Source organism: Bradyrhizobium sp. GW821-FHT12B03, from assembly GCF_058807535.1.
In genome coordinates, this window is record NZ_JBXAQU010000012.1 from 92615 (window position 1) to 117472 (window position 24858).

Annotated in this window: 29 protein-coding genes; 19 read left to right on the forward strand and 10 right to left on the reverse strand. The window is 65.4% G+C overall.

Features of this window, described 5'->3' with window-relative positions; all coding sequences use genetic code 11:
- Window positions 1–82 precede the first annotated feature (82 nt).
- The 4 genes from AC1RUR_RS22755 (at window position 83) to AC1RUR_RS22770 (ending at window position 2748) form a co-directional block, all read left to right on the forward strand.
- Complete coding sequence (locus AC1RUR_RS22755) at window positions 83–328, forward strand: acyl carrier protein (protein WP_008135396.1); 246 nt, start codon at window positions 83–85, stop codon at window positions 326–328.
- Complete coding sequence (locus tag AC1RUR_RS22760; protein WP_492848054.1) at window positions 315–1697, forward strand: class I adenylate-forming enzyme family protein; 1383 nt, start codon at window positions 315–317, stop codon at window positions 1695–1697. The genes AC1RUR_RS22755 and AC1RUR_RS22760 overlap by 14 nt, the downstream gene beginning before the upstream one ends.
- Window positions 1690–2412, forward strand: coding sequence for an SDR family NAD(P)-dependent oxidoreductase (locus AC1RUR_RS22765; RefSeq protein ID WP_492848056.1), 723 nt, complete (start codon window positions 1690–1692; stop codon window positions 2410–2412). The genes AC1RUR_RS22760 and AC1RUR_RS22765 overlap by 8 nt, the downstream gene beginning before the upstream one ends.
- Before the next feature lie 126 nt (window positions 2413–2538).
- Window positions 2539–2748: a hypothetical protein gene (locus AC1RUR_RS22770; RefSeq protein ID WP_492848058.1), complete on the forward strand. Its 210-nt coding sequence runs from the start codon at window positions 2539–2541 to the stop codon at window positions 2746–2748.
- A gap of 4 nt (window positions 2749–2752) precedes the next feature.
- Here the strand turns inward: AC1RUR_RS22770 and AC1RUR_RS22775 are convergent, their stop codons facing one another.
- The gene (locus AC1RUR_RS22775) at window positions 2753–3139 is read right to left on the reverse strand and encodes a hypothetical protein (protein ID WP_492848275.1); all 387 of its coding nucleotides are present in this window, start codon (window positions 3137–3139) and stop codon (window positions 2753–2755) included.
- Window positions 3140–3368: 229 nt separating this feature from the next.
- Here AC1RUR_RS22775 and AC1RUR_RS22780 point away from each other — a divergent pair, with 229 nt between their 5' ends.
- On the forward strand, window positions 3369–4514 hold the full coding sequence (locus AC1RUR_RS22780) for a DUF3095 domain-containing protein (protein ID WP_492848060.1): 1146 nt from the start codon (window positions 3369–3371) through the stop codon (window positions 4512–4514).
- 151 nt (window positions 4515–4665) lie between these two features.
- Here the strand turns inward: AC1RUR_RS22780 and AC1RUR_RS22785 are convergent, their stop codons facing one another.
- The 3 genes from AC1RUR_RS22785 to AC1RUR_RS22795 all read right to left on the reverse strand — a co-directional run bounded on the left by AC1RUR_RS22785 (window position 4666) and on the right by AC1RUR_RS22795 (window position 7188).
- Complete coding sequence (locus tag AC1RUR_RS22785; protein WP_492848062.1) at window positions 4666–5100, reverse strand: DUF2147 domain-containing protein; 435 nt, start codon at window positions 5098–5100, stop codon at window positions 4666–4668.
- Between the two features lie 92 nt (window positions 5101–5192).
- A complete protein-coding gene (locus AC1RUR_RS22790) occupies window positions 5193–6578 on the reverse strand; it encodes an MATE family efflux transporter (RefSeq protein ID WP_492848064.1) in 1386 nt (461 codons plus the stop codon).
- Between the two features lie 82 nt (window positions 6579–6660).
- On the reverse strand, window positions 6661–7188 hold the full coding sequence (locus tag AC1RUR_RS22795; RefSeq protein ID WP_492848066.1) for a GNAT family N-acetyltransferase: 528 nt from the start codon (window positions 7186–7188) through the stop codon (window positions 6661–6663).
- Window positions 7189–7420: 232 nt separating this feature from the next.
- Between AC1RUR_RS22795 and AC1RUR_RS22800 the strand changes: the two genes are divergently transcribed.
- The 11 genes from AC1RUR_RS22800 (at window position 7421) to AC1RUR_RS22850 (ending at window position 15464) form a co-directional block, all read left to right on the forward strand.
- On the forward strand, window positions 7421–8017 hold the full coding sequence (locus tag AC1RUR_RS22800) for a superoxide dismutase (RefSeq protein WP_211381291.1): 597 nt from the start codon (window positions 7421–7423) through the stop codon (window positions 8015–8017).
- A gap of 173 nt (window positions 8018–8190) precedes the next feature.
- Window positions 8191–8802: a permease gene (locus AC1RUR_RS22805; protein WP_492848068.1), complete on the forward strand. Its 612-nt coding sequence runs from the start codon at window positions 8191–8193 to the stop codon at window positions 8800–8802.
- Window positions 8799–9299 carry a hypothetical protein gene (locus tag AC1RUR_RS22810; protein WP_441233684.1) on the forward strand — a complete coding sequence of 167 codons (501 nt, stop codon included), beginning with the start codon at window positions 8799–8801 and terminating at the stop codon, window positions 9297–9299. The genes AC1RUR_RS22805 and AC1RUR_RS22810 overlap by 4 nt, the downstream gene beginning before the upstream one ends.
- A 43-nt stretch (window positions 9300–9342) precedes the next feature.
- Window positions 9343–9579 carry a hypothetical protein gene (locus AC1RUR_RS22815; protein ID WP_492848071.1) on the forward strand — a complete coding sequence of 79 codons (237 nt, stop codon included), beginning with the start codon at window positions 9343–9345 and terminating at the stop codon, window positions 9577–9579.
- Window positions 9580–9581: 2 nt separating this feature from the next.
- Window positions 9582–10337 carry a metal ABC transporter ATP-binding protein gene (locus AC1RUR_RS22820; RefSeq protein WP_492848073.1) on the forward strand — a complete coding sequence of 252 codons (756 nt, stop codon included), beginning with the start codon at window positions 9582–9584 and terminating at the stop codon, window positions 10335–10337.
- A 6-nt stretch (window positions 10338–10343) separates the two neighbouring features.
- A complete protein-coding gene (locus AC1RUR_RS22825) occupies window positions 10344–11213 on the forward strand; it encodes a metal ABC transporter permease (RefSeq protein ID WP_492848075.1) in 870 nt (289 codons plus the stop codon).
- Window positions 11214–11218: 5 nt separating this feature from the next.
- Window positions 11219–12082, forward strand: coding sequence for a metal ABC transporter solute-binding protein, Zn/Mn family (locus AC1RUR_RS22830; RefSeq protein ID WP_492848077.1), 864 nt, complete (start codon window positions 11219–11221; stop codon window positions 12080–12082).
- A 55-nt stretch (window positions 12083–12137) separates the two neighbouring features.
- Entirely contained in the window at window positions 12138–13181 is a 1044-nt protein-coding gene (locus tag AC1RUR_RS22835) for a CobW family GTP-binding protein (protein ID WP_492848079.1), read from the forward strand.
- On the forward strand, window positions 13181–14200 hold the full coding sequence (locus tag AC1RUR_RS22840; protein WP_492848081.1) for a WD40 repeat domain-containing protein: 1020 nt from the start codon (window positions 13181–13183) through the stop codon (window positions 14198–14200). Before AC1RUR_RS22835 ends, AC1RUR_RS22840 begins: the two co-directional genes overlap by 1 nt.
- A 113-nt stretch (window positions 14201–14313) precedes the next feature.
- A complete protein-coding gene (locus AC1RUR_RS22845) occupies window positions 14314–15030 on the forward strand; it encodes an MgtC/SapB family protein (protein WP_492848083.1) in 717 nt (238 codons plus the stop codon).
- A gap of 101 nt (window positions 15031–15131) precedes the next feature.
- Entirely contained in the window at window positions 15132–15464 is a 333-nt protein-coding gene (locus tag AC1RUR_RS22850; protein WP_492848085.1) for a hypothetical protein, read from the forward strand.
- A 116-nt stretch (window positions 15465–15580) separates the two neighbouring features.
- On the opposite strand, the gene AC1RUR_RS22855 is transcribed toward AC1RUR_RS22850, so the two are convergent.
- From AC1RUR_RS22855 to AC1RUR_RS22875, 5 genes are all read right to left on the reverse strand, one after another.
- Window positions 15581–17023 carry a homospermidine synthase gene (locus tag AC1RUR_RS22855; RefSeq protein ID WP_492848087.1) on the reverse strand — a complete coding sequence of 481 codons (1443 nt, stop codon included), beginning with the start codon at window positions 17021–17023 and terminating at the stop codon, window positions 15581–15583.
- Between the two features lie 65 nt (window positions 17024–17088).
- Entirely contained in the window at window positions 17089–17478 is a 390-nt protein-coding gene (locus AC1RUR_RS22860) for a RidA family protein (RefSeq protein WP_492848089.1), read from the reverse strand.
- Window positions 17479–17626: 148 nt separating this feature from the next.
- The gene (locus tag AC1RUR_RS22865; RefSeq protein ID WP_492848091.1) at window positions 17627–18214 is read right to left on the reverse strand and encodes a GNAT family N-acetyltransferase; all 588 of its coding nucleotides are present in this window, start codon (window positions 18212–18214) and stop codon (window positions 17627–17629) included.
- A gap of 133 nt (window positions 18215–18347) precedes the next feature.
- A complete protein-coding gene (locus AC1RUR_RS22870; protein WP_492848093.1) occupies window positions 18348–19490 on the reverse strand; it encodes a type III PLP-dependent enzyme in 1143 nt (380 codons plus the stop codon).
- 660 nt (window positions 19491–20150) lie between these two features.
- Entirely contained in the window at window positions 20151–20402 is a 252-nt protein-coding gene (locus AC1RUR_RS22875) for a hypothetical protein (protein WP_492848095.1), read from the reverse strand.
- Between the two features lie 138 nt (window positions 20403–20540).
- Here AC1RUR_RS22875 and AC1RUR_RS22880 point away from each other — a divergent pair, with 138 nt between their 5' ends.
- The 3 genes from AC1RUR_RS22880 to AC1RUR_RS22890 are packed head-to-tail and all read left to right on the forward strand — an operon-like array spanning window position 20541 to window position 24354.
- Window positions 20541–22622: a M3 family metallopeptidase gene (locus AC1RUR_RS22880; RefSeq protein WP_492848097.1), complete on the forward strand. Its 2082-nt coding sequence runs from the start codon at window positions 20541–20543 to the stop codon at window positions 22620–22622.
- Window positions 22622–23260, forward strand: coding sequence for a DUF1007 family protein (locus AC1RUR_RS22885; RefSeq protein WP_492848099.1), 639 nt, complete (start codon window positions 22622–22624; stop codon window positions 23258–23260). Before AC1RUR_RS22880 ends, AC1RUR_RS22885 begins: the two co-directional genes overlap by 1 nt.
- Window positions 23251–24354 carry a nickel/cobalt transporter gene (locus tag AC1RUR_RS22890; protein WP_492848101.1) on the forward strand — a complete coding sequence of 368 codons (1104 nt, stop codon included), beginning with the start codon at window positions 23251–23253 and terminating at the stop codon, window positions 24352–24354. The genes AC1RUR_RS22885 and AC1RUR_RS22890 overlap by 10 nt, the downstream gene beginning before the upstream one ends.
- A 42-nt stretch (window positions 24355–24396) precedes the next feature.
- Here the strand turns inward: AC1RUR_RS22890 and AC1RUR_RS22895 are convergent, their stop codons facing one another.
- Complete coding sequence (locus tag AC1RUR_RS22895; protein WP_492848103.1) at window positions 24397–24795, reverse strand: MAPEG family protein; 399 nt, start codon at window positions 24793–24795, stop codon at window positions 24397–24399.
- Between the last annotated feature and the right edge of the window lie 63 nt (window positions 24796–24858).

A 24858-nucleotide genomic window follows, 5' to 3' on the forward strand; every position in this document is an offset into this window, starting at 1 on the left:
AAACAGAGGGCCATGGGGAGGCGGTCATCAAGAGCCGTCGCAAGACATTCGGTCGAGTAACAAAGCAAGAGGCAAGCCAGCCATGTCGGTAAGGTCCAAGGTCATTGAAGCGATCCAGCAGATCGCTAGGGAACAGCACGTCACGCTTCCCGCGCTCTCGGACGATCTGTCCCTGCACGAGACGGGTTTCGACTCGCTCGCCTTCGCGATCCTTGTCGCCCGGCTCGAGGACGAGACCGGTGTCGATCCCTTCACCATTTCCGAGGACGCAGCGTTCCCCGCCACGGTGGGCGATTTCGTGCGGGCCTACGAAAATGTCCCCGCGTGAGATTTTTGCGCTACGCGACCATCTCGGCGCGGAGCTGAAAGGCCGCACGCTGTCGGATGCGCACGACGTCGTGTCGCTGACCGACGTCCTGTCGCACACGGTTTTGGGTGGCCGCCTGCGCGAGCTGTCCGGCCGCGCCGTGCTGCTCAGATTGTCCGACCAGCTGCGGTCCGGGCTGGCCATGATCGAGCTCGACGGCGTCGCCCGTCGCATGCTGCTGTGTCCGCCCGATCTCAATCCGACTTATTTGGACGCGCTGATTGCGGATGCCGGGATCGATGCCGTCGTCACCGACGAGCCCGATCGCTGGGCTGAGACCGGCGTGCCGCTGGTCGTTACCGCACAATTGCCGCTTCAGACCACCGTGCCTGCGCAGACCGAGCGCGCCACCGAATGGCTGATGCTGACCTCGGGCACCTCGGGCGTGCCCAAGATCGCCGGCCATACGCTGGAAGCGCTCACCGGCGCGATCGTCGCCGAAGGTCCCGCGCGCGGACCGGCGCCAGTCTGGGCGACTTTCTACGATATTCGCCGCTATGGCGGCCTCCAGATTTTCCTCCGCGCGATCCTTTCCGGCGGTTCGATGGTGCTGTCGGATCCGCATGAGGCGCTCGCCGATCACGTCGCGCGGCTGAATGCGCGTGCGGTCTCCCACATCTCCGGCACGCCTTCGCACTGGCGCAAGCTTCTGATGAGCGGCTCGGCCGCGCAATTCGCGCCCGCTTACGTCCGTCTCTCCGGCGAGATCGCCGACCAGGCGGTGCTCGACGGCCTGAAGGCGGCGTTCCCGAATTCCTCCGTCGGCCATGCCTATGCATCGACCGAGGCCGGTGTCGGCTTCGCTGTCAACGACGGGCTCGAAGGCTTTCCGGCCGACTATCTCGGCAACCGCAACGGGGTCGAGATGAAGGTTGTGGACGGCTCGCTCCGCATCCGCTCCACGCGCACCGCGCATGCCTATATCGGCCGCAACGCCGCGGCGCTCGCCGATGATGACGGGTTCGTCGACAGCGGCGACATCGTCGAGTTGCGCGGCGACCGCTATTATTTCGTCGGCCGCCGCGGCGGCATCATCAATATCGGCGGGCTGAAGGTCCACCCTGAAGAGATCGAGGCGGTCATCAATCGCCATGCCGACGTGCGGATGTCGCGGGCCAAGTCGCGAAAGAGCCCGATCACCGGCGGGATCGTCGTGGCCGACGTGATCCTCGCCGACGGCACCGACCAGACGCGGGCGAAGCAGATCCGCGACCAGATCCTGGATCAGTGTCGCGCCCAGCTCGCGTCCCACAAGGTGCCGGCGGTGATCCGCTTCGTCGAGGCACTGAACGTCACCCCGGCCGGCAAACTGGCGCGCACCGATGCATAATGTCCTCGTCACCGGCGGCAGCCGCGGCATCGGCCTTGCGATCGGCAAGCGTCTGGCTGGCGCCGGCTACAACGTGATCGCCGCAGCGCGGCGCGTGAGCGACGAGCTCAAGGCGGCGATCGCGGAGTCCGAGGGGCGTCTGCATTTCCGCGCATGCGATCTTGCGGTGATCGACGCGATTCCCGCTTTCGCAAAGCTCGTGCGCGACGAATTCGGCCCGATCTACGGCCTCGTCAACAATGCCGGTCTCGGCACCGAAGGCCTGCTCGCGACCATGCACAATTCCGAGATCGAGGCGCTGGTGCAGCTCAACGTGCTGTCGCCGATCATCCTCACCAAATATGTCGCACGGCAGATGATGGCCGATGGCGCCGGCCGCATCATCAACATCTCCTCGATCATCGCGACGACCGGCTACAACGGCCTGTCGGTCTATGGCGCCACCAAGGCCGCGGCGACCGGCTTCACCCGCTCGCTCGCGCGCGAGGTCGGCAAGCTCGGCATCACCGTGAATGCGATCGCGCCGGGTTTCATCGACACGGAGCTGACCCACAATCTCTCCGACGAAGCGCGCAAACGCATCGCGGGCCGCAGCGCGCTGCGCCGCCTGCCCGAGACCGACGACGTCGCGCGCATGGCGGAATATCTGTTGGGCGAGGGCGGCCGCAACGTGACCGGCACCGTCTTCACGGTCGATGCGGGGAATACGGCTTAAGCGGAACTCCGCCGCCACAATTGCGTTGATTCGGCGCAATGACATTCAGCCGGATTTGGTCGTAAGATGCCCCGTAATCGATTGGGTTACGTCAATCGATCTGCCCTAATCGAAAGGGAGCAGTTCATGGCGACTTCAAACATGACCGCTTCAAGTCAGCGCCGAAACCAGCAATCCCGTGCGAAGCCGGACGACGTCCGCTGTCCGCCGATGTCGCATCAGAATTCCGGCGATCATGGCCACGAGATGTATCCGCAGCAATTCGTGCGTCTCGTCGGCTGTCACGACGTTCCCGCATCCGCGTTGCGCAAGCGTCAGGACGAGAAGCTGCACTAGTCGCTCACGTCCGCGGCTTCGGCAGGTCAATCCGTTCGTGTGAGAATTCCGGCGGCCCTTCGGTGAGGCGGCGGATGCGGCGTTCGCGTTCGTCCTCCGGCAATGCAGGATCGAGCAACCCCTCGATCTCGTGCACCGCGAGCTCCTCGAGCCTGGTCGCGTCCGAGGCGACCGTGGACCCTGGCGCTGCTGCGGGAGGCGCGATCTTCAGGCCGAACTCAACCAGCTTGCAGATCGCATCCGAGCGCGACATTTGGTGGGCCTCGGCCCAGGCATCGACGGTGGCGGTCAGCATCTCCGGCATTTTCACCGCGCTGATCGCGTCCAGCCCCGTACGTCGGCGTACTGGCGAGGTGGAGTCCTTGCTGCCAAAATCAGACACCTCGATTATCCCGCGTAACCATTTCAGATGGCTCAACCGTAAACGTCATTTGCGGCCGGATGTTTGATGCTGATCAATGACGAGCCGCGGCACTGCGGCGCGGTGCGATCTTGTTGTCCGCCTCCATTTCGGCCAATGATCGGACTTCGGGGCGCCGGCGGGCGAACCCGGATCGATCCTGCCACGTATGTTTCTTGGACTGTCTCTTGGACGCGTCCCAACCATCCGGCATCACCCGATGACATCAGGCGACTCTTTCTATGGCGGCATTCCCGTCTTTCGGGGCTTCACCAGCCTGATGGACCCCGCACTCTATGCGCCGCTGCCGGACGACTGGAGCATCGGTGTCGCGGACATCGTCGATTCCACCAAGGCGATTGCGGCGCAGCGCTACAAGGCGGTCAACATGGCCGGCGCCGCCGTGATCGCGGCGGTGACGAACGCATTGGAGGGACGCGAATTCCCCTTCGTGTTCGGCGGCGACGGCGCGAGCTTTGCGGTCGCGCCATCCGATCTCGAACCCGCCCGCGAGGCGCTGGCCGCGACCGCGACCTGGGTAAGCGAGGATCTCGACCTGAAGATGCGTGTCGCACTGGTACCGGTCAGCGCCATCCGCGCGCATGGCCTCGACGTGCGCGTCGCGCGCTTCGGTCCGTCGGCGAACCTGTCCTATGCGATGTTCTCCGGCGGCGGGCTCGCCTTCGCCGACGCCGCGATGAAGCGCGGCGAGTTCGCGGTCACGGAGGCACCCGCCGGCACGCAGCCGGACCTCTCCGGCCTGTCGTGCCGCTTCGAGGTGATGCCGGCTGCGCGCGGCCTGATCCTGTCGGTGCTGGTGATGCCGGCGCGCGGCGCCGATCCTTCGGCGTTCCGCAAGGTGATCGAGGACATCATCCATCTCGTCGAGCGCAGCCCCGATGGTGGCCGCCCGGTGCCGCCGCAGGGGCCGCCGCTGAAATGGCCGCCGCAGGGGCTGGAATTCGAGGCCCGGACCAAACGTGGCGGCCCGCTGCTTGCCCGTCGCGCCAGCGTGCTGGCCTATACGCTGTTCGTCTATCTGATCATGCGTTTCGACCTCAATGTCGGCGGCTTCGTGCCGAACGTCTACAGGCGCCAGGTGGTCGAGAACTCGGACTTCCGCAAATATGACGACGGCCTGCGCATGATCCTTGACTGCACCCCGCAGCTCGAGCGGTCGCTGAGCGACCGTCTCGCCGCCGCCGCGCGCGACGGCATCGTGCGCTATGGCCTTTACCAGCAGGACGCCGCGATGATGACCTGCTTCACGCCCTCGGCGCTGCGCAGCGACCACGTGCACTTCATCGATGGCGCACGGGGCGGCTATGCCTCGGCGGCGACGGCGCTGAAGGCGATGATGGGGTAACACCACTCTCGTGCCCCGGACGCAGCGCAGCATGTAATGATGCGCTGCTGAGCCGGGGCCCATGTCGCCGTGTCGTACTGTGCTGCTTTCCGGGTCCCGGCGCTGCGCAGCGTCACTGCGTGCCGTAGCGCGTCCGGGACACGAGAGAGGATTACCGTCCCGCGCGGGTCCAGGTCTCGCCGCCGCAGAGTGCGCCGACACAGCCTTCGACCCGCAGCGAATCTGCGCCTGTCACCGCGACGCTGCTCGCATAGGTGCTGCCGTCGTCGGCGTTGTAGATCTGGCCCGACCATTTGTTCGGCCCCACAGGCTGCATGCCGCTGAACAACGGCAAGCCGATCATCGGGCGCTTTGCGAGCGCGGGATTCGGGTTCTTGCTGTCGGTGGCGGGCTGGCCGGTCGCGGTGTCCATGGGCTCGCGCAGCCAGACGATGTGGCCGCAGATGCCGCCGCCGCACTTGCTGATCTTGACGCGGGCATCACCGGCCTGGGTCAGCCAGGTCCCGTCGGCGCTCTGCGCGTGGACGGCAGTCGCGCCAAGCAGCGCAGCCAGGAGAACGATGAGAGCAGCGAATCTGGTAGTCATGGAGAGGCCCCGAAATGGAGCGCCTCCATAGCAGCCTAGCTGGATAGTGCAACGCTGAATGAAATCACATTCCTGCGCGTATTTGCCTGCGCTCATTTGCCCCAGCGCGCGAAGGCGACCGAGGCTGCGGTCGACAATCCGAACACGATCATGGCGCCGCCGACCAGCGCGAACAAGGTCCAGGCCGGCGCCTGTGCCATCATGAGGCCGATGCCTCCGATCGCGACGATCAGAAGCCGCGCGGTGGAGGCGAGCACGGGGCCGCCGACGCGCGCGGCGCCCTGCGAGGAGAAATATAGCGACACACCCATGCCGAAGAACACGAAGGCAGGGCCGGCCCAATGGAAATAGCTGTGCGCGGCGGCGGTGACGCCGGGATCGGCCGTGAAGAGCGACACCCACAATGCGGGATCGAGCGCGATGACGAGACCGATCGTACCGACAGTGAGGCCGGACGCCGCGGCCGCGCTCCAGGCGACACGTCGCGCGCGCTTCACCTGTCCGGCGCCCATCGCCATGCCGACCATCGGCACCGAGGCGATGCCGAAGGCGAAGGTGATCGGGATCAGCAGAAATTCCAGCCGCGAGCCGATGCCGTAACCGGCCAGCATCTCGGTGCCGAACGTTGCCAGGATCTTTGTGAAGATCAGAATGGTGAGCACGGTCTGGAGCGGAGACAGGCAGGCCAACGCGCCGACTTTGAGGATGTCGAAGAACATCGCCGGCTCGAAATGGAAGGCGCGGACGTTGAGCGACAGCCGGCTGCGGCCGGACAGCAGATACCAGAGGAAGAAGACCGCGGCGCAGGTGAATGCGATCAACTGGCCGGCGGCGACGCCCGGCATGCCGAATTGCTTCACGCCGAACAGGCCGAGCCCCAGCGTGCCGCCGAGTACGATCTGGAGCGTGCTTGCCCCGATCAGAATCATCGAGGGCAGCCGCATGTCGCCGGTGCCGCGGATCACCGAGGCCAGCGTGTTGACGAGCCAGATCGCAATGGCGCCGGAGAACAGCATTTGCGAATAGCCGCTGGCCTCTTCGAGCACGCGCTCGCGCCCGCCGAGCAGCGTGAAGAACGAGCGGCCGAAGGCCAGCATCATCACCGTGAAGAACAGCCCGCCACAGAGGCCGATGATGGCGGCATGCAGCGCCAGCGTCGCGGCGCGGTTGCGGTCCCCGGCGCCGAGCGCGCGGCTGATCGCGGATGAGACGCCGCCGCCCATCGCACCCGCGCTCATCATCTGCGTCAGCATCGCGAACGGAAACACCAGCGCGATCGCCGCCAGCGGGATGGTGCCGAGCCGGCCGATATAGGAGGTCTCGGCAATCGCAACCAGCGTGCTGCCGACCATCGCGATCATGTTGGGAATCGCAAGCCGCAGCAGAGTCGGCAGGATCGGCGCCGTCAACAGGCTGGCGATGGGGGAGGCGACCGGGGCACGCGGCGCGGCGGCGTCTAGCGGGGCGTCGATCGTCATGTTCACCGGGTCGAATATTAAATGATGATTGACATATTACAGGGTGTGGCTCTCCGGCACCAGCCCTCCGGTCACGCAGGGCTCACCACGGCAGGCCGCATAGGTCGATGGTGCCCAGCGTCGGGGCGCGGACGATGTTGAAGACATAGGGCGCCATGTAGTCGAAGCGGATTCGCCCCTCCGGTTGCTCGCAATGGACCTCGCCCTTGAAAGGCAGCCAGCTCCGCCTCTCGTAGAATCCAAAATTGTGCGGCTCGCAGAACAGCAGCGCGAAGCGCACGGCCTCGTTGGCGCGCATGGTGTGGACGGCCGCGTCGATCGCCACGGTCGCATAGCCGCGGCCACGCCGGTCCTCGCGCGTGCAGACCCCGCCGATGCCGCCGATATGGACCTTCTGGCCGTTCCAGGTGACTGTGCGGAAATAGACGCCGACATGGCAAACGAGGCCGTCCTCGGGCGTCTCGATCAGCACGCGAAGGTGGGCGTTATCCCATTTGACGTGAGCCCAGGGCTTGTCCGCGACCTGTTGCGGTCCCCAGACCGCCTGATGCAATGGCTCGGCGATCCGCCACGAGGCGTCGCCGTTCAAAATATCGATCTCGATGCTCATCGCTCTCTCTTCCGCATCTCCGCGCCGTGGTGCGTTCGTTCTGCCATAAGCGCCTCAAAGGCAATGATATTTTACGGCCTAGCGACGCGCCCCATTCGATGCGTCGATTTTATGCAATCCGGCCAATCGATCGCATCACGCATTTTCGCAAATTCGCGGTATTTAACGGCCGCGGAACCTTCTATAAGGGGTGACCGTTAGAACGTTCCCCACCAGTTGCGGACAAGAACCCATGACATTCACGCTGCCCCCACTCCCTTACGCCTATGACGCCCTCGGCCAGTTCATGTCGAAGGAGACGCTGGAATTCCACCACGACAAGCATCATCAGGCCTACGTCACCAACGGCAACAACGCGCTCAAGGGCACCGAATGGGAAGGCAAGTCCCTTGAGGAGATCGTCAAGGGCTCGTTCGGCAAGAATCCCGCCGTGTTCAACAACGCCGGCCAGCACTACAACCACATTCACTTCTGGAGCTGGATGAAGCCCAATGGCGGCGGCACCAAGCTGCCGGGCAAGCTCGAGAAGAAGATCAACGAGGACCTCGGCGGCTTCGAGAAGTTCAAGACCGACTTCCAGGCGGCCGGCGTCGGCCAGTTCGGCTCCGGCTGGTGCTGGCTCCAGGTCAAGAACGGCAAGCTCGAGATCGCCAAGACCCCGAATGGCGAGAATCCGCTGGTGCACGGCGCCACCCCGATTCTCGGCTGCGACGTCTGGGAGCACTCCTACTACATCGACTATCGCAACCGCCGCCCGGACTATCTCAAGGCGTTCGTCGAGAACCTCGTGAACTGGGAATACGTCGAGTCCCTGTTCGACAAGGCCTGAGGCTTTACTCCGAAAACAAAAGGCGGCCGCATGCGCGGCCGCCTTTTTGCTGTGCGGAATTGATTGAAGCAGTCCTGCGCCATGCGCGCACCGGTCTGTGATCGTACCGTTTGCATCGCATGGGCGGCGCCCTTAATCAGAATGGGCATCACCATCGAGCCGACCCGAGCCCGTTGTCAGACCCTTCCCCGAAAGACCCGGCGCCTGCCGCGGACGCCGAGTCCGAGCCGCGGCCGGGGCGTGTCCGCAAGCCGATCGGCTGGTCGACGATCATCATCGCGGCCCTGGTGGCGGTCAGCGCAGGCCTGGTCTGGCGGCGTGACGGCACCGACGGCGTGCTCGACATTCTCACCCACGACCTCTCGCTGTTCGGCGGCATCCTGCCGCGCGTGCTGGCCGGCTGCCTGCTCGGCGCCTTCATCTCCGAGATCCTGCCGCACGAAAGAGTCTCGCGCTCACTCGGGCCGCAATCCGGCCTGAAGGGCCTCCTGATCGGCACCGCCTTCGGCGCGATCCTGCCCGGTGGCCCCTTCACCGCTTATCCGGTGGCAAGCGCGCTGCTGGCGGTCGGCGCCGATTTCGGCGCCACCATCGCCATGGTCGTGAGCTGGACCCTGATCGGCTATGGCCGGGCGGTCGCCTGGGAAATCCCGATCATGGGCACCGACTTCACGCTGTGGCGGATCGTGATCTCGCTGCCGCTGCCGGTGCTTGCCGGCGCGCTCGGGCGCTTCGTCTATGTCCGGCTCTACCCGAAGCGCGATAGCGACGAGGAGGCGAATTGAGCGCCGCGCTCCTCATCGACATCCTGCTGTGGGGCTCGGTGTTCGGCGTCGGCCTGATCGCCTTTCGCCGTGGCCCTCCGGTGTTCAGGGCTTCGCTGCGCGAAGGCTCGATGGACTTCATCAACATCGTGCCGCGGATTGCGCTGGGTGTGATCGGCTCCGGCTATATCGCCGCCATCATCCCGCAGGAGGTGATCACCGGCTGGCTCGGGCCGGACAGCGGCTGGCTCGGCGTTGCGACCGCCGTGGTCGCCGGCGCCGCCACGCCCGGCGGACCCGTGATCGGCTTCTCCATCGGTACCGTGGCGCTGAAGTCCGGGGGCGGGGTGCCGCAGGTGGTCGCCTATGTCGTCGCCTGGGCCCTGTTTGCCTTCCAGCGGGTGATCCTGTGGGAAATCCCGTTCATGCCGGCCCGCTTCGTCTGGTTCCGCTGCGCGGTCTCGGTGCCGTTCCCGTTCGTGGCGGCCGCCATCGCGATGGTGATCGGCAAGCCCTGAGCCTGGCGTGGACAGGCGTTATGTTATAATATAACATCCAAGAATGGTTCCCACCGCGTCCCACGTCCACCATCACGATCACGCCCACGGCCATTCCCATACCCATGGGCATTCGCACGGGCACGACCACAGCCACGCCCATGTCCATGACGCATCCTCGCCGCATCCGGCCCAAGCCGCGACCTGGTCGATCCTGCACATGACCATGGCGGGCCGCCTCTCGGCCGCCGTTGCCGTCTGCGCCGTGCTCTGGGGCATCGTCTTCCTGGCGATGAGGTGACGATGGCGGCCGTGCACTTCCACAACGTCACGCTCGGCTATGACCGGCATCCGGCCGTGCACCATCTCAACGGCGAGGTCGCCTCCGGTGCGCTGGTCGCCGTGATCGGCCCGAACGGCGCCGGCAAGTCGACCCTGCTGCGCGGCATCGTCGGCATCCTCCGGCCGCTCGACGGCAGCATCCATCTCGGCGGGCTCGACAGCCGCGACATCGCCTATCTGCCGCAGAGCGCGGAGATCGACCGCAGCTTTCCGATCTCGGTGTTCGATTTCGTCGCGACCGGTCTGTGGCGCGCGACCGGCCTGTTCGGCGGCATCGGCAAGGCCGCGCGCGACAAGATCCTGCATGCGATCGCTTCCGTCGGCCTCAACGGCTTCGAGAACCGGCCGATCGGCACGCTCTCCGGCGGGCAGATGCAGCGTGTGCTGTTCGCGCGCGTGCTGCTCCAGGACGCGCGCCTCATCGTGCTCGACGAGCCCTTCAACGCCATCGACAGCAAGACCACGACCGACCTGCTCGCGCTGGTGAAGCACTGGCATGGCGAGGGCCGCACCGTGCTGGCCGCGCTGCACGACATGGAGATGGTGCGAAATCATTTCAGCGAGACGCTGGTGCTGGCGCGCGGCCCCGTGGCCTGGGGACCGACGGCGGAGGTGCTGACGCCGGAGAACCTTGTCGTCGCGATGCGGATGTGCGAGGCGTTCGACGACAGCGCGGCGACGTGCGCGGCCGACGATGCCCGCTCGCGGGCCGCGTGACGTCCAATGCTCCATGACGCGCTGATCGGTCCGTTCACCGAATTCGAGTTCATGCGGCGGGCGCTTGCCGCTGTGATCGCGCTGTCGCTGGCCGGCGCGCCGATCGGCGTGTTCCTGATGTTGCGGCGGATGAGCCTGGTCGGCGATGCCATGGCGCATGCGATCCTGCCCGGCGCGGCCGTCGGCTTCCTGCTCTCCGGCCTCAATCTTTTCGCGATGACGGCCGGCGGCCTGATCGCGGGCTTTGCGGTCGCGATCCTCGCCGGCGTGGTCGCGCGCTCGACCGGACAGAAGGAGGACGCCTCGCTCGCGACCTTCTATCTGGCCTCGCTGGCGCTGGGGGTGACCATCGTCTCGATCAAGGGCACCAATATCGATCTGCTCCATGTCTTGTTCGGCAACATCCTCGCGATGGACGACCAGACGCTGCTGGTGGTCGCCTTCAACGCCACGGTCACGCTGCTGGTGCTCGCCGTGATCTACCGCCCGCTGGTAATCGAGAGCGTCGATCCGCTGTTCCTGCGCACCGTCAGCCGGTCCGGAGGACCTGCGCATCTCGCTTTCCTCGCGCTGGTCGTGATCAACCTCGTCAACGGCTTTCAGGCGCTCGGCACGCTGCTCGCGGTCGGGCTGATGATCCTGCCCGCCGGCATTGCACGGTTCTGGTCGCGCGATCTCACGGTGATGATTTGTATCGCGGTCGTGGTTGCCGCGGTCTCGGGCTATGCCGGCCTCGTGCTGTCGTTCCAGACCCGTGTGCCGTCGGGGCCTGCGATCATTCTCGTGGCGAGCGTGCTCTACATCGTCTCTGTCCTGTTCGGCCGCGTCGGCGGTATCGTCCGACAGCTGTTTCCCGGCCGGCATCTGGAAGCGTGATGGCGATGCGCTTTCTTCTCCTCTTTGCCCTGCTGCTGATCGCCTCGCCGCTGCACGCCGCGGAACGGCTCAACGTCGTCGCCAGCTTCTCGATCCTCGGCGATTTCGTCCGCAATGTCGGCGGTGACCGGGTCAACGTCACGACGCTGGTCGGTGCCGACAGCGACGTCCATGTCTACGCGCCGGCCCCAAGCGATGCGAAGCGGATCGCGGATGCAAAGCTCGTCATCGTCAATGGGCTTGGCCTCGAGGGCTGGCTGCCGCGCCTCGTGCAATCCTCCGGCAGCAAGGCAACGGTCGTCACCGCCAGCGCTGGCATCGTCCCGCTCAAGCTCGGTTCGGGCGCTGACCCCCATGCCTGGCAGTCCGTCCCCAACGCCAAAGTCTACGTGACTGATATCGCCAACGCGCTGGCCGCGGCCGATCCTGACGATGCGGAGTCGTTCCGCGCCCAGGCCAAGGCCTATCTGGAAAAGCTCGAAACGCTCGACCGCGAGGTCCGCGAGGCCGTGGCCAAGATTCCGTCCGAGCGGCGCAAGGTGATCTCCACCCATGACGCCTTCGGCTATTTCGCCGCCGAATACGGTATCCGGTTCATCGCGCCGCTCGGCGTCTCCACCGAAACCGAGCCCAGCGCGCGGGACATCGCCGCCATCATCAGCCAGATCAAGGCCCAAAAGATCCCGGCCGTTTTCCTGGAGAATATCAGCGACGACCGGCTGATCCGGCGGATCGCGGCCGAGACCGGCGCAAAGGTCGGCGGGACCCTGATTTCGGACGGTTTGACGGGTGAAAAGGGGCCTGCACCCACTTACATTGACATGGTCAGGCACAATATAAAGGCCCTGACCAGCGCGCTTGACCATTAGGGCAGGGGCCACCCCGCCTCGCGTCGCGCGGAAAAGCCCTACGTTCGGAGTAGTTATGTCTGAAGCGTCCCAGAAAATTCCCGTGACCGTCCTGACCGGCTATCTCGGTGCCGGCAAGACCACGCTTTTGAACCGCATCCTGTCGGAAAACCACGGCAAGAAATACGCCGTCATCGTCAACGAATTCGGCGAGATCGGCATCGACAACGACCTCATCATCGGCGCGGATGAGGAAGTGTTCGAAATGAACAATGGCTGCATCTGCTGCACCGTGCGCGGCGACCTCGTGCGCATCATGGACGGCTTGATGAAGCGCAAGGGCAAGTTCGACGCCATCATCGTCGAGACCACCGGCCTTGCCGATCCGGCGCCGGTCGCCCAGACCTTCTTTGTCGACGAGGACGTGCAGAAGAACGCCCGGCTCGATGCGGTGGTCACGGTTGCCGACGCCAAATGGCTGTCCGACCGGCTGAAGGACGCCCCCGAGGCCAAGAACCAGATCGCCTTTGCCGACGTCATCGTGCTGAACAAGACCGACCTCGTTTCCAAGGCGGAGCTTGCCGAGGTCGAGGCCCGCATCCGCGCCATCAACCCCTATGCGAAGCTGCATCGCACCGAGCGCTGCTCGGTGGCGCTGGCCGACGTACTCGATCGCGGTGCGTTCGACCTCGACCGCATCCTCGACATCGAGCCTGACTTCCTGCAGGCCGACGATCATGACCACGACCATGATCATCACCATCATGGCCACGACCATCACCACCATGATCACGGCCACGGCCTGAAGCATTATCACGACGAGGACATGCAGTCGCTCTCGCTCAAGACCGACAAGCCGCTCGATCCGAACATGTTCATGCCCTGGCTCCAGAACCTGGTGCAGGTCGAGGGCGGCAAGATCCTGCGCTCCAAGGGCATCCTCGCCTTCCACGACGACGACGACCGTTACGTCTTCCAGGGCGTCCACATGATGCTGGAGGGCAACCACCAGCGGAAATGGAAGGATGGCGAGCCGCGCCAAAGCCGCCTCGTCTTCATCGGCCGCGAATTGCCGGAAAAGGCCATTCGCGAGGGTTTTGAGAGCTGCATCGTCTCGTGATGAAAGAGTTTACGCCGGCCCCCGATTCCGCCTCGATCGTCTCCGTCACCGACCGCGTCAAGCCTGTTGCGCTCGGCATGGGCGTGACCTCGGTGCATTTCCTCAGGGATCGCGTCGCCTTCGTCGGCGGCGAGGAGAATGTCGCGTTCGTGGATGCCCAAGGCGAGATCAGTACCGTCGCCGTGCACAGCGGCGGCATTCTCTCGTACGCCTCCGACGGCAAGCGTCTCGTCATGGGCGGCGACGACGGCAAGGTCGTCTCGCTCGATGCCAAGGGGGAGGTGACGCTGCTCGCCACCGATCCGAAGCGGCGCTGGATCGACGCCGTGGCGGTGCACGCCGATGGCGCCTACGCGTGGTCAGCCGGCAAGACGGCGACCGTCAAGAGCGGCAAGACCGAGGAGAAATCGCTCGAGGTGCCCTCGACCGTCGGCGGGCTTGCGTTCGCGCCGAAGGGCCTGCGGCTCGCGATCGCCCATTACAACGGCGCGACGCTGTGGTTTCCCAACATGGAAGGATCGGCCGAATTCCTGCCCTGGGCCGGCTCGCATCTCGGCGTCACCTTCAGCCCCGACAACAAGTTCCTGGTCACTACGATGCACGAGGCGGCGCTGCACGGCTGGCGTCTCGCCGACAACAGGCACATGCGCATGACCGGCTATCCCGGCCGCGTTCGCTCGATGTCGTGGAGCGCGGGCGGCAAGGGGCTGGCGACCTCGGGCGCCGACACCGTCATCGTCTGGCCGTTCGGCAGCAAGGACGGCCCGATGGGCAAGGAGCCCGCGATGCTGGCGCCGCTGCAGGCGCGCGTATCGGTGGTCGCCTGCCATCCGAAGAACGACATCCTCGCCGCCGGCTACAGCGACGGCACCGTGCTGATGGTGCGTCTGGAAGACGGCGCCGAGATCCTGGTCCGCCGCAACGGCACCCCGCCCGTGGCCGCGATCGCCTGGAACGCCAAGGGCACGCTGCTGGCGTTCGCCGACGAGAATGGGGACGGCGGCCTGCTGGAGCTTTAAACTGTCATGGTTCCGGCCGTAGGGTGGGCTCTTGCGCCGTGCCCACGATCCTTCTGCGTTGACGAGAGCCGTGGGCACGCTTCGCTTTGCCCACCCTACGGCAGCTTACATCCATGCGGTTTCTGACGACTTTCCAGCTTGCTGATTTCGCCGACACGCTGGTCAGCCTGTTCACGGCCTTCGTGCTGGGCACGCTGATCGGCGCCGAGCGGCAGTATCGCCAGCGCACCGCGGGCCTGCGCACCAACGTGCTGGTCGCGGTCGGCGCTGCCGCCTTCGTCGATCTCGCCATGCATCTGACCGGTGCGGACGGCGCGGTCCGGGTGATCTCCTACGTCGTCTCCGGCATCGGCTTCTTGGGCGCCGGCGTCATCATGAAGCAGGGCATGGACGTGCGCGGGCTCAACACCGCGGCGACGCTGTGGGCCTCCGCCGCGGTCGGCTCCTGCGCCGGCGCCGACATGGTCGCACAGGCGGCAGCGCTGACCGTGTTCGTCATCGCCGGCAACACCATGCTGCGGCCGCTGGTCAATGCCATCAACCGCATCCCGCTGAACGAGAAGACCTCGGAGGCGACCTACTACTTCAAGCTCGCGGTGGCGGTTGACGCCTTGCCCGACATGCGCGACCGGCTCGTCGAAAAGCTGGAGGCCGCGAAGTATCCGGTGGCCGATATCGAAGTGGTCGAGATCGGCGAGGACATTCTGGAGATCGTCGCAAAGCTGGTTTCGACCGCGGTCGATCCGAACGAGTTGAATGCGGTGGCGACCGATCTCCAGCACCTGCCGGGCGTGCGCCACGCCACCTGGGAAGTCAGCACCTCGGACTGAGCGCGGCGTTTTGGCGCGCGAGCGTGTGGTTCCGGCCTTGTCTGGCACGGAACCGCGGTCGCGCAACTTCGTTGATCCCCCGGACAAAGGCGGTGATCGACATGCCCGGCCAAAATGACAAGCGCAGACTGAAATTCGACCTGATGATTGCCTGCTCGCTGTTCGCTGCCGGCGTCGTGGTGTCAGGCCTGTCGGTGGCGCAGATCCGGGCACAGAGCCGGATGGAGCTGGCGCAGGCCACGGGACCGCTCCAGGGCACGCCGTCCGACGATCAGAGCAAGACTCCGGCTGAATCAAAACCGGGCGGCGACCGGCCGACCACGCCGGCTCCCGAGCCGGCGCGCCCCGATCCGCAGACGCAGGGCGCGGCCACCAAGCCGGTGCTGCCGCAGGCGCCCGCCGAGAAGATCGCGCCGCCGATCAGGGAGAAGTAGCCCACTCGTCGTTGCCGCGTCATGGCCGGGCTTGTCCCGGCCATCCACGTTCTTGGAGCTGCAGAAAGAAAGGTCGTGGATGCCCGGCACAAGCCCCGGGCATGACGGCTGAGTCGTCACCGCACCAGAATATTCCGGAACTGCCAGGGATCGCTGGTGTCGATGTCTTCCGGAAACAGTCCCGGACGATCCGTCAAAGGGGTCCAGTCGGTATAAAAACCCTTCACCGGGCCGAGATAGGGCAGCTGGATTTCCAAGAGGCGGTCGAAATCCATCTCGTCGGCTTCGACGATGCCTTCGTTCGGGTTTTCCAGTGCCCACACCATGCCGCCGAGCACGGCGGAGGTCACCTGCAGGCCGGTGGCGTTCTGATAGGGCGCGAGGGCGCGGGTTTCTTCGATGGAGAGCTGCGAGCCGTACCAATAGGCATTGTTGTCATGGCCGAACAGCAGCACGCCGAGCTCGTCGATGCCGTCGACGATCTCGTTCTCGTCGAGGATGTGGTGCTTCTCCTGCATCTTCGCGGCGCGGCCGAACATTTCATGCAGCGACAGCACGGCGTCGTCGGCCGGATGATAGGCATAGTGGCAGGTCGGCCGATAGACCGCCGTGCCCGATGCGTCACGCACCGTGAAGTAATCGGCGATCGAGATCGACTCGTTGTGGGTGACGAGGAAACCATATTGCGCGCCGCGGGTCGGGCACCAGGTGCGCACGCGCGTGTTGGCGCCGGGCTGCATCAGATAGATGGCAGCGCCGCAGCCGGCTTCGTGGGTGCGCGCATTCTCGGGCATCCATTTTTCGTGGGTGCCCCAGCCGAGCTCGGACGGCTGCACGCCTTCCGACAGGAAACCTTCCACCGACCAGGTGTTGACGAAGACGTCAGGCTCTTTCGGCGTCTTGGAGCGCTGGGTGTCGCGTTCGGCGATGTGGATGCCCTTGATACCGGCCTGCCGCATCAAATCCGCCCATTCGGCCTTGGTCTTGGGCTTGGGCGCATTGAGCTTGAGATCGGCGGCGACATTGAGCAGCGCCTGCTTAACGAAGAAGGAGACCATACCGGGATTGGCGCCGCAGCAGGAGACGGCCGTCGTCGAGCCCTTAGGCCGCGCCTTCTTGGCGGCCAGCGTCACTTCGCGCAGCGCGTAGTTGGAGCGCGCTTCCGGGCCCTTCGACGCATCGAAATAGAAGCCGAGCCAGGGCTCGTTGACAGTGTCGATATAGAGCGCGCCGAGCTCGTTGCAGAGCTCCATGATGTCGGTCGAGCCGGTATCGACCGAGAGATTGACGCAAAAGCCCTGGCCGCCGCCCTCCGTGAGCAGCGGGGTCAGCAACTCCCGGTAATTGTCCCTGGTCACAGCCTTCTGGATGAAGCGGACATTGTGCTTCTTGCAATGGGCCTTGCGGCCCTCGTCCTTGGGATCGATCACGGTGACGCGCGACTTGTCGTAGTCGAGATGCCGCTCGATCAGCGGCAGCGTGCCTTTGCCGATGGAGCCGAAGCCGACCATGACGATGGGACCAGTGATCTTCGCGTAGATCTGCGAGGGGTGGCTCATGGGATGGTTTCTCCGGAACGTGCTGGCGGGCAAAGGGTGGGGTGGATCAGGCGTTGCGGCGCTTTTCAGATGCTGCGGCGCTTGGCGGTGACTTCGATCTCGACTTTCATCTCGGGCTTCGCGAGAGCGCTGACGACCAGCAAGGTCGCAGCCGGCCTGATATCGCCGAGCACCTCGCCGCAGACCGCGAAATGGGCATCGATGAAGCTGGCGTCGGTGACGTAATAGGTCGCACGGACGATATCGGCCATCTCGAATCCGCCCTCCTTCAGGGCGGCTTCGATGGTCTTGAAGCAGTTGCGTGACTGGCTCGTGACATCGGCCGGCATTGTCATCGTGGTGTAGTCGTAGCCGGTGGTTCCCGCGACAAAGGCGAAATCGCCGTCGATGACGGCGCGGCTGTAGCCGACGGTCTTCTCGAGGGGAGAGCCGGTGGAGATCAGGCGACGGGGCATGGTTTGGACCTCGACTGAAAGGGGTGTTTGGCGGGGGTTAAAGGGCGTTTCCTGGGCCTGCGCAACCCCAAAGGGATGGAGCTTGGCGCAGGCGCGTCCGGGCGTTGCCGCTCAACGCGGCTGAGGTCGTCGCCGTTACGGCGATGTCTTAGGCCGCGTGCGCCTGGAGGGGACGAACTACCCTCCGTTTGGTCAGGACCGCGCCGGTCGGGACGATCATCCCCTCGACGCCATCCAGCGCACCGGCCTGGAATTCGATCGCCAGCAGGCGGTCGCGCTCGAACGGGCCCGGCAACATCAGTGCGCCGGTCTTCTCCGCCGAGAAGCCGAAGCGGGCGTAGTAAGGCGCATCGCCAAGCAGGATCACGGCTTCATGCCCGCGCGCCCGGGCGGCGGCCAGCGCTTGCTGCATCAGCGCGGCGCCGATCCCGAGCTCGCGGCAGGCAGGGTCCACCGCCAGCGGTCCGAGGACCAGAGCGGGCCTGCCTCCGGCGCTGACGTGCCACAGCCGCACGGTTCCCACGAGTGTCCCCTCGCGCACAGCCGACAGGGCAAGGCCTGCGGCAGGTGCACGTCCGTCGCGCAGGCGCTGGCAGGTGCGGTCATGGCGGTTCTCGCCAAAGGAGGCATCCAGCAGCACTTCACGGGCGGCGACGTCGATCGCACGCTCCGCACGGATCGCGAACGGAGCGGCTTTCGAAGTGAGGGCGACTTGTGGCTTCCGAAAAGCAGTCATGGCGCGTCAGTCCTCGCTTGAGACCTGCGTGCCAAAGGCACGCCGGTCCAAGGCGTCGTCAGAAATCGAGATGTCAGGGAGGAGCCGGCAAGCCGGCTCCCGGGTTCGTCAGGCCTCGGACAAGTGAGGCTGCTTAGATGTGGTAGGTCTTCAGCGGCGGGATGCCGTTGAACGCCACCGACGAGTAGGTCGACGTATAGGCCCCGGTGCCTTCGATCAGCACCTTGTCGCCGATCTCGAGCGTGACCGGGAGCGGATACGGGCTCTTCTCGTACAGCACGTCGGCGCTGTCGCAGGTCGGACCTGCGAGCACGCACGGCGTCATGTCCGCGCCGTCATGGGCGGTGCGGATGGCGTAGCGGATCGACTCGTCCATGGTCTCGGCGAGACCGCCGAACTTGCCGATGTCGAGATAGACCCAGCGCACCTCGTCCTCGTCGCTCTTCTTCGAGATGAGCACGACCTCGGATTCGATGATGCCGGCGTTGCCCACCATACCGCGGCCCGGCTCGATGATGGTCTCCGGGATCTGGTTGCCGAAGTGCTTGCGCAGAGCGCGGAAGATCGACCGGCCGTAGGTCACCACCGGCGGCACGTCCTTCAGGTACTTGGTCGGAAAGCCGCCGCCCATGTTGACCATGGACAGGTTGATGCCGCGCTCGGCGCAGTCGCGGAACACCTGCGAGGCCATCGCCAGCGCACGGTCCCACGCCTTCACCTTGCGCTGCTGCGAGCCGACATGGAAGGAGATGCCGCACGGCTCCAGGCCCAGGCGCTTGGCGACGTCGAGCACGTCGACGGCCATCTCCGGGTCGCAGCCGAACTTGCGCGACAGCGGCCATTCGGCGCCGGCGCAGTCGTAGAGAATGCGGCAGAACACCTTCGCGCCGGGAGCGGCACGGGCGATCTTCTCGACCTCGGCGGTGCAATCGACCGCGAACAGCCGGATGCCGAGCGCGAAGGCGCGCGCGATGTCGCGCTCCTTCTTGATCGTGTTGCCGAAGGAGATGCGGTCGGGCGTCGCGCCGGCGGCCAGCGCCATCTCGATCTCGGCGACGGTCGCGGTGTCGAAGCAGGAGCCCATGGAGGCGAGCAGGGCCAGCACTTCCGGTGCCGGGTTCGCCTTGACGGCGTAGAACACGCGGCTGTCGGGCAGCGCCTTGGCAAAGGTCTGGTAATTGTCGCGCACGACCTCGAGGTCGACGACGAGGCAAGGCTCGGTGTCCCGGCCCTCGCTGCGGCGGTTGCGCAGGAATTCCTGAATACGTTCGGTCATAGCACTCTCCCAAACGGCCCAGCGACGGGGATCCGTTCAAAAAATGACGTCGGATAAGAGCGCTCTGGCCGGATTGCGCGATGGAGGCGCAACGAAGCCAAAAGACTCAAACCAGACTGTGCTGCCGTGGATTGGTTGGGAATTTCCCGCCCGCACACCTGGCAATGAAGGACAAGCCTTTTCAGTAGCCCGCGCCGGCGTTGGACTGCCGGTAGAGACCAAAAAAGCCCGATCCGTCGTTGCTTTAAGTCGCGTCCCCCGTTGAGAGCGGGGTGCGCCGGTTCGCCTCCGGCTGCCAGTCACGGTTGCAAAGAGCGAAGTCGCCTTCGACAAGGCATCTCTTTGAGAGAGATGCTGGACGCTTCGGGTTCGCTTCGTCTTCTCGACTTCCGCGCTTCCGAAGAGCCCCTCGGCTTCTTCACCCCTTGGCGGCTGTCCGGCCTCTTGTCCGGATACCTACCGACTGACACACGACCACAGGCACGTGCGAAATTGGGCAAGAGCGCACATAAGCGTTTTGACTCTGCTTCGCAAGAATTTTTTTAGGCTGAGAACAGATTTGCCTAACATCTGCTTGCGCAGTGTGGTGCCCGCGACGCGGAAGATGAACGCGCGTTAAGTTTTCTGTGTCGTGCGCGCGTTGCTCGCGCGCGCGAAGCGTCAGCCGCGCCTGGTGAACGGCTCGACGCGCTGCGCAGCGCGGATGAACGCGGTCATCACCAGCACGCCGAGTGCGAACAGCACGGCCTGAAGGATGTGCGCGCCCTGATCGCCGAGTCCGAACAGGATCGCGAGCGCCCAGCCGCCGGCAAAGGCCGCGCCGAACACCTCGGCGCCGATCAGGATGGCGGCGCTGATGACGGTGATGACGCTGGGCCAGACGATCTGGCGGGAGGAGGAAGGCGCGTTCATGGGGCTCAGTGATCCCTGGTCTTCGAGGGCCGCAATCTCTCCGAAAAGGCGGGCGGGAGCAAGGCCAAATGGCCCAAAAAAGCCCCATCGCATGCTATAGCTGGCCGCAACAAATCAGCTCGAAAACCGGGACTTGCGATGTCAGACCCCCGCCAAACTACGGACTCCGAGACCAACCCGCTGCTGAAGGCCTGGGTGACGCCGTTCGCGACCCCGCCCTTCGACGAGATCAAGCCGGAGCACTTCCTCCCGGCCTTCGAGCAGGCCTTCGCCGACCATTCCGCCGAGATCGCGGCGATCACCAACGACCCGGCCGCGCCCGACTTCGCCAACACCATCACGGCGCTGGAGCGCTCCGGCAAGCTGCTGAGCAAGGTCGCGGCGGTGTTCTACGACCTCGTCTCGGCGCATTCCAATCCGGCCATCCTGGAGATCGACAAGGATGTCTCGCTTCGGATGGCGCGGCACTGGAATCCGATCATGATGAACGCCGTGCTGTTTGGTCGCATCGCCCAGCTGCACGAGAGCCGGGCCGCGCTCGATCTTGCGCCCGAGCAGCTCCGCCTCCTGGAGCGCACCTATACCCGCTTCCACCGCGCCGGCGCCGGCCTCTCGGAGGAAGCCAAGACGCGGATGGCCGAGATCAACGAGAGGCTCGCCCAGCTCGGCACCGGCTTCAGCCATCATCTGCTCGGCGACGAGCAGGAATGGTTCATGGAGCTGGGGGAGGCCGACCGTCAGGGCCTGCCGGAGAGCTTCGTCGCTGCCGCCAAGGCTGCGGCGGAAGAGCGCGGCATGGCCGGCAAGGCCATCATCACGCTGTCGCGCTCCTCGGTCGAATCGTTCCTCAAGAGCTCGGCGCGGCGTGACCTCCGCGAGAAGGTCTACAAGGCGTTCATCGCGCGCGGCGACAACGGCAACGCCAACGACAACAATACGACCATCGTCGAGATCCTGAAGCTGCGCGAGGAGAGCGCGAACCTGCTGGGCTATCCGACCTACGCCGCCTACCGGCTCGAGGACTCCATGGCCAAGACGCCGGAGGCGGTGCGGAGCCTTCTGGAGCGGGTCTGGAAGCCGGCACGGGCCCGGGCGCTGGCCGACCGCGACGAGATGCAGACGCTGATCACGCAAGAGGGCGGCAATTTCAAGCTGGCGCCCTGGGACTGGCGCTTCTACGCCGAAAAGCTGCGCCTTCAGCGGGCCAATTTCGACGACACCGCGATCAAGCCCTACCTCGCGCTCGACCACATGATCGCCGCCGCCTTCGACTGCGCCACGCGCCTGTTCGGCATCACCTTCGAGGAGCGCAAGGACGTGCCGGTCTGGCACCCGGACGTCCGGGTCTGGGAGGTGAAGGGGGCCGACGGCAAGCACAAGGCGCTGTTCTATGGCGACTACTTCGCCCGGCCGTCGAAGCGCTCCGGCGCCTGGATGACCTCGCTGCGCGACCAGCAGAAGCTCGACGGCGACGTCGCGCCGCTCGTTCTCAACATCTGCAACTTCTCCAAGGGGGCTGGCGGCGAGCCTTCGCTGCTGTCGCCTGACGATGCCCGCACCCTGTTCCACGAGTTCGGCCACGGCCTGCACGGCATGCTGTCCAACGTGACCTATCCGTCGCTGTCGGGCACATCCGTGTTCACCGACTTCGTCGAGCTGCCGTCGCAGCTCTACGAGCACTGGCAGGAGCGGCCCGAGGTGCTCCAGCAATTCGCCCGCCACCACCAGACCGGCGAGCCGCTGCCGGACGATTTGCTCCAGCGCTTCCTGGCCGCGCGAAAATTCAACCAGGGCTTTGCCACGGTCGAGTTCGTGTCCTCGGCGCTGGTCGACCTCGAATTCCACACCCAGCCGGCCGCGGCGGCCAGCGACGTGCGCGCCTTCGAGAAGAAGGAGCTGGAGAAGATCGGCATGCCCGAGGAGATCGCGCTGCGTCACCGCCCGACGCAGTTCGGCCACATCTTCACCGGCGACCATTATGCCGCCGGCTATTACAGCTACATGTGGTCGGAGGTGATGGACGCCGACGCGTTCGGCGCGTTCGAGGAGGCCGGCAACATCTTCGATCCGGCCGTCGCCAAGCGCCTGCACGACGACATCTACGCCTCGGGCGGATCGGTCGATCCGGAGGCCGCCTATGAGGCCTTCCGCGGCCGCCCGCCGGAGCCCGACGCACTGCTCCGCCGCCGCGGCCTGCTCGACGCCCCCAAGGCGGCCTGATGGGCATGCGCGCTCTGTTCGGCTTGCTGCTCGCCGTGGGCCTGTCGCTCGCGGCGGGCGCCGCGCACGCCCATCCGCATGTCTGGATCACCGCGACCAGCGAGCTGCTCTATGCCGCGGACGGCAGCATTACCGGCGTGCGCCATGCCTGGACCTTCGACGACATGTTCTCGGCCTATGCGGTGCAGGGGCTCGAGAGCAAGACGAAGGGCGCCTATACGCGCGAGGAGCTCGGGCCGCTGGCGCAGACCAATGTCGAGTCGCTGAAGGAATACGCCTACTTCACCTTCGCGCGAGCCGACGGCAAGAAGGAGCGATTCCAGGAGCCGGTCGACTACTTCCTCGACTACAAGGATACGGTGCTGACCCTGCACTTCACGCTGCCGCTGAAGAACCCGGTCAAGCCCAAGCAGCTGGTGCTCGAAGTGTTCGACCGCTCCTTCTTCATCGACTTCCAGATGGCCAAGGACAACCCGGTCAAGCTGGTCGGTGCGCCCGCCGGCTGCCAGATGAAGCTCGATCGTCCGAGCGACGGCACCGCGACCGCGCAGAAGCTCAACGAGCAGACCTTCATGAGCGGCGAGAACACCAATTTCGGCATGATGTTCGCCAACAAGATCACGGTGGATTGCCCTTGATCGGTCGTCTTCATTCCCCGCTTGCCCGCGGGCTTCTCGCCTGTGCCGCGGTCATCGTCGTGCTGGGTGTGGCAGATGCCGCGCTGCACGATCTCCTCGCGCAGAACCCGTTCGGCGCACCGAAGCCCGCGCAGGCGGCCGAGCCAGAGGCCGGCGGTCTCATCGGCTGGCTGCTGGCCAAACAGTCGGAATTCTACCGGCAGATGTCGGCGACGATCCGCGCCGCCAAATCCGACGGTTCGGCGGTGTGGACGCTGCTCTTCATCTCGTTCGCGTATGGCATCTTCCACGCGGCCGGCCCGGGCCACGGCAAGGCGGTGATCGCCTCCTATCTCGTCGCCAACCGCGAAACCGCGCGGCGCGGCATCGCACTGTCGTTTGCCTCGGCGCTGATGCAGTCGCTGGTCGCAATCCTGATCGTCGGCATCTCGGCCTGGGTGCTGAATGCGACGGCCAAGACCATGTGCAAGGCGGAAGGCGTGATCGAGATCGCGAGCTACGCGCTGATTGCGCTGTTCGGCCTGCGCCTGGTCTGGGTCAAGGGCGGCGCCTTTATCCGCGCGCTCCAGGCGGTTCAGCCGGTGCCGGCGATCGCGGGCGTGCCGCATGACCATCATGATCACGGCCACCACCATCAGCATGATGCCCATCATCATGATCACGCCCACGCCCATCACGATCACGGGCACGACCACGTCCATGACGAGCATTGCGGCCATTCCCACGGCCCGACGCCGAGCGAGCTCGCCGGCCCCGGCGGCTGGCGGCGCGGATTCGCCGCGATCCTCACCGTCGGCATCCGTCCCTGCTCGGGTGCGATCCTGGTGCTGGTGTTCGCGCTGGCCCAGGGCCTGTTCTGGGCCGGCATTGCCGCGACCTTCCTGATGGGATTGGGCACCGCGATCACGGTCGCGACCATTGCGGTCGTCGCCGTCTCCGCCAAGGACATCGCCGCCCGCCTGAGCGCAGGTCGCGACGGCGGCGGCGCGCTGTTCATGCGCGGCATCGAATTCGGCGCCGCCGGCCTCGTGCTGCTGTTCGGCGCTGGCCTGTTGTTCGGCTATATCGCGGCCGAACGGACCACGTGTTTTTGAGTGAGCTCCCGCTTACCCTCCCCCTCCAGGGAGGGTAAGACCTCACACCGGCAGAAATCGCTTCAGCATCGGCATGAAGAAGATCCCGAGATTGATCGCAAAGCCGATGCTCCAGAGGATCGAGCGCAGCGTCGGGCGGTTGCCGAGATAGGTCAGCACGTAGGCGATCCGCACGATCAGGAACAGCACCGCGAGCTCATCGATCAGCCGCTGCGGCGAGTCCCTGAATTCGGCCAGCAGCACGGCGAAGGCGAAGAACGGAAAAGTCTCGATGCCGTTCTGGTGAGCGCCGAGCGCGCGCTGCGCGATGGCGTCTTCATAGAAGGCGGGATCGCGCGGCCGGGAATTGTCGAAGCCGCGAAACCGGATCCATTTGATCGAGGCGATCGTCAAGAGATAGAGCAGCAGCGCGCCGAATACGCACCATTCCGCGAGTGTCATCAGCCCCTCCCCGCTTGGGGAGACCCTAGCGAAACCGGGCTCATCTTGACAAGTTCGGTGCAA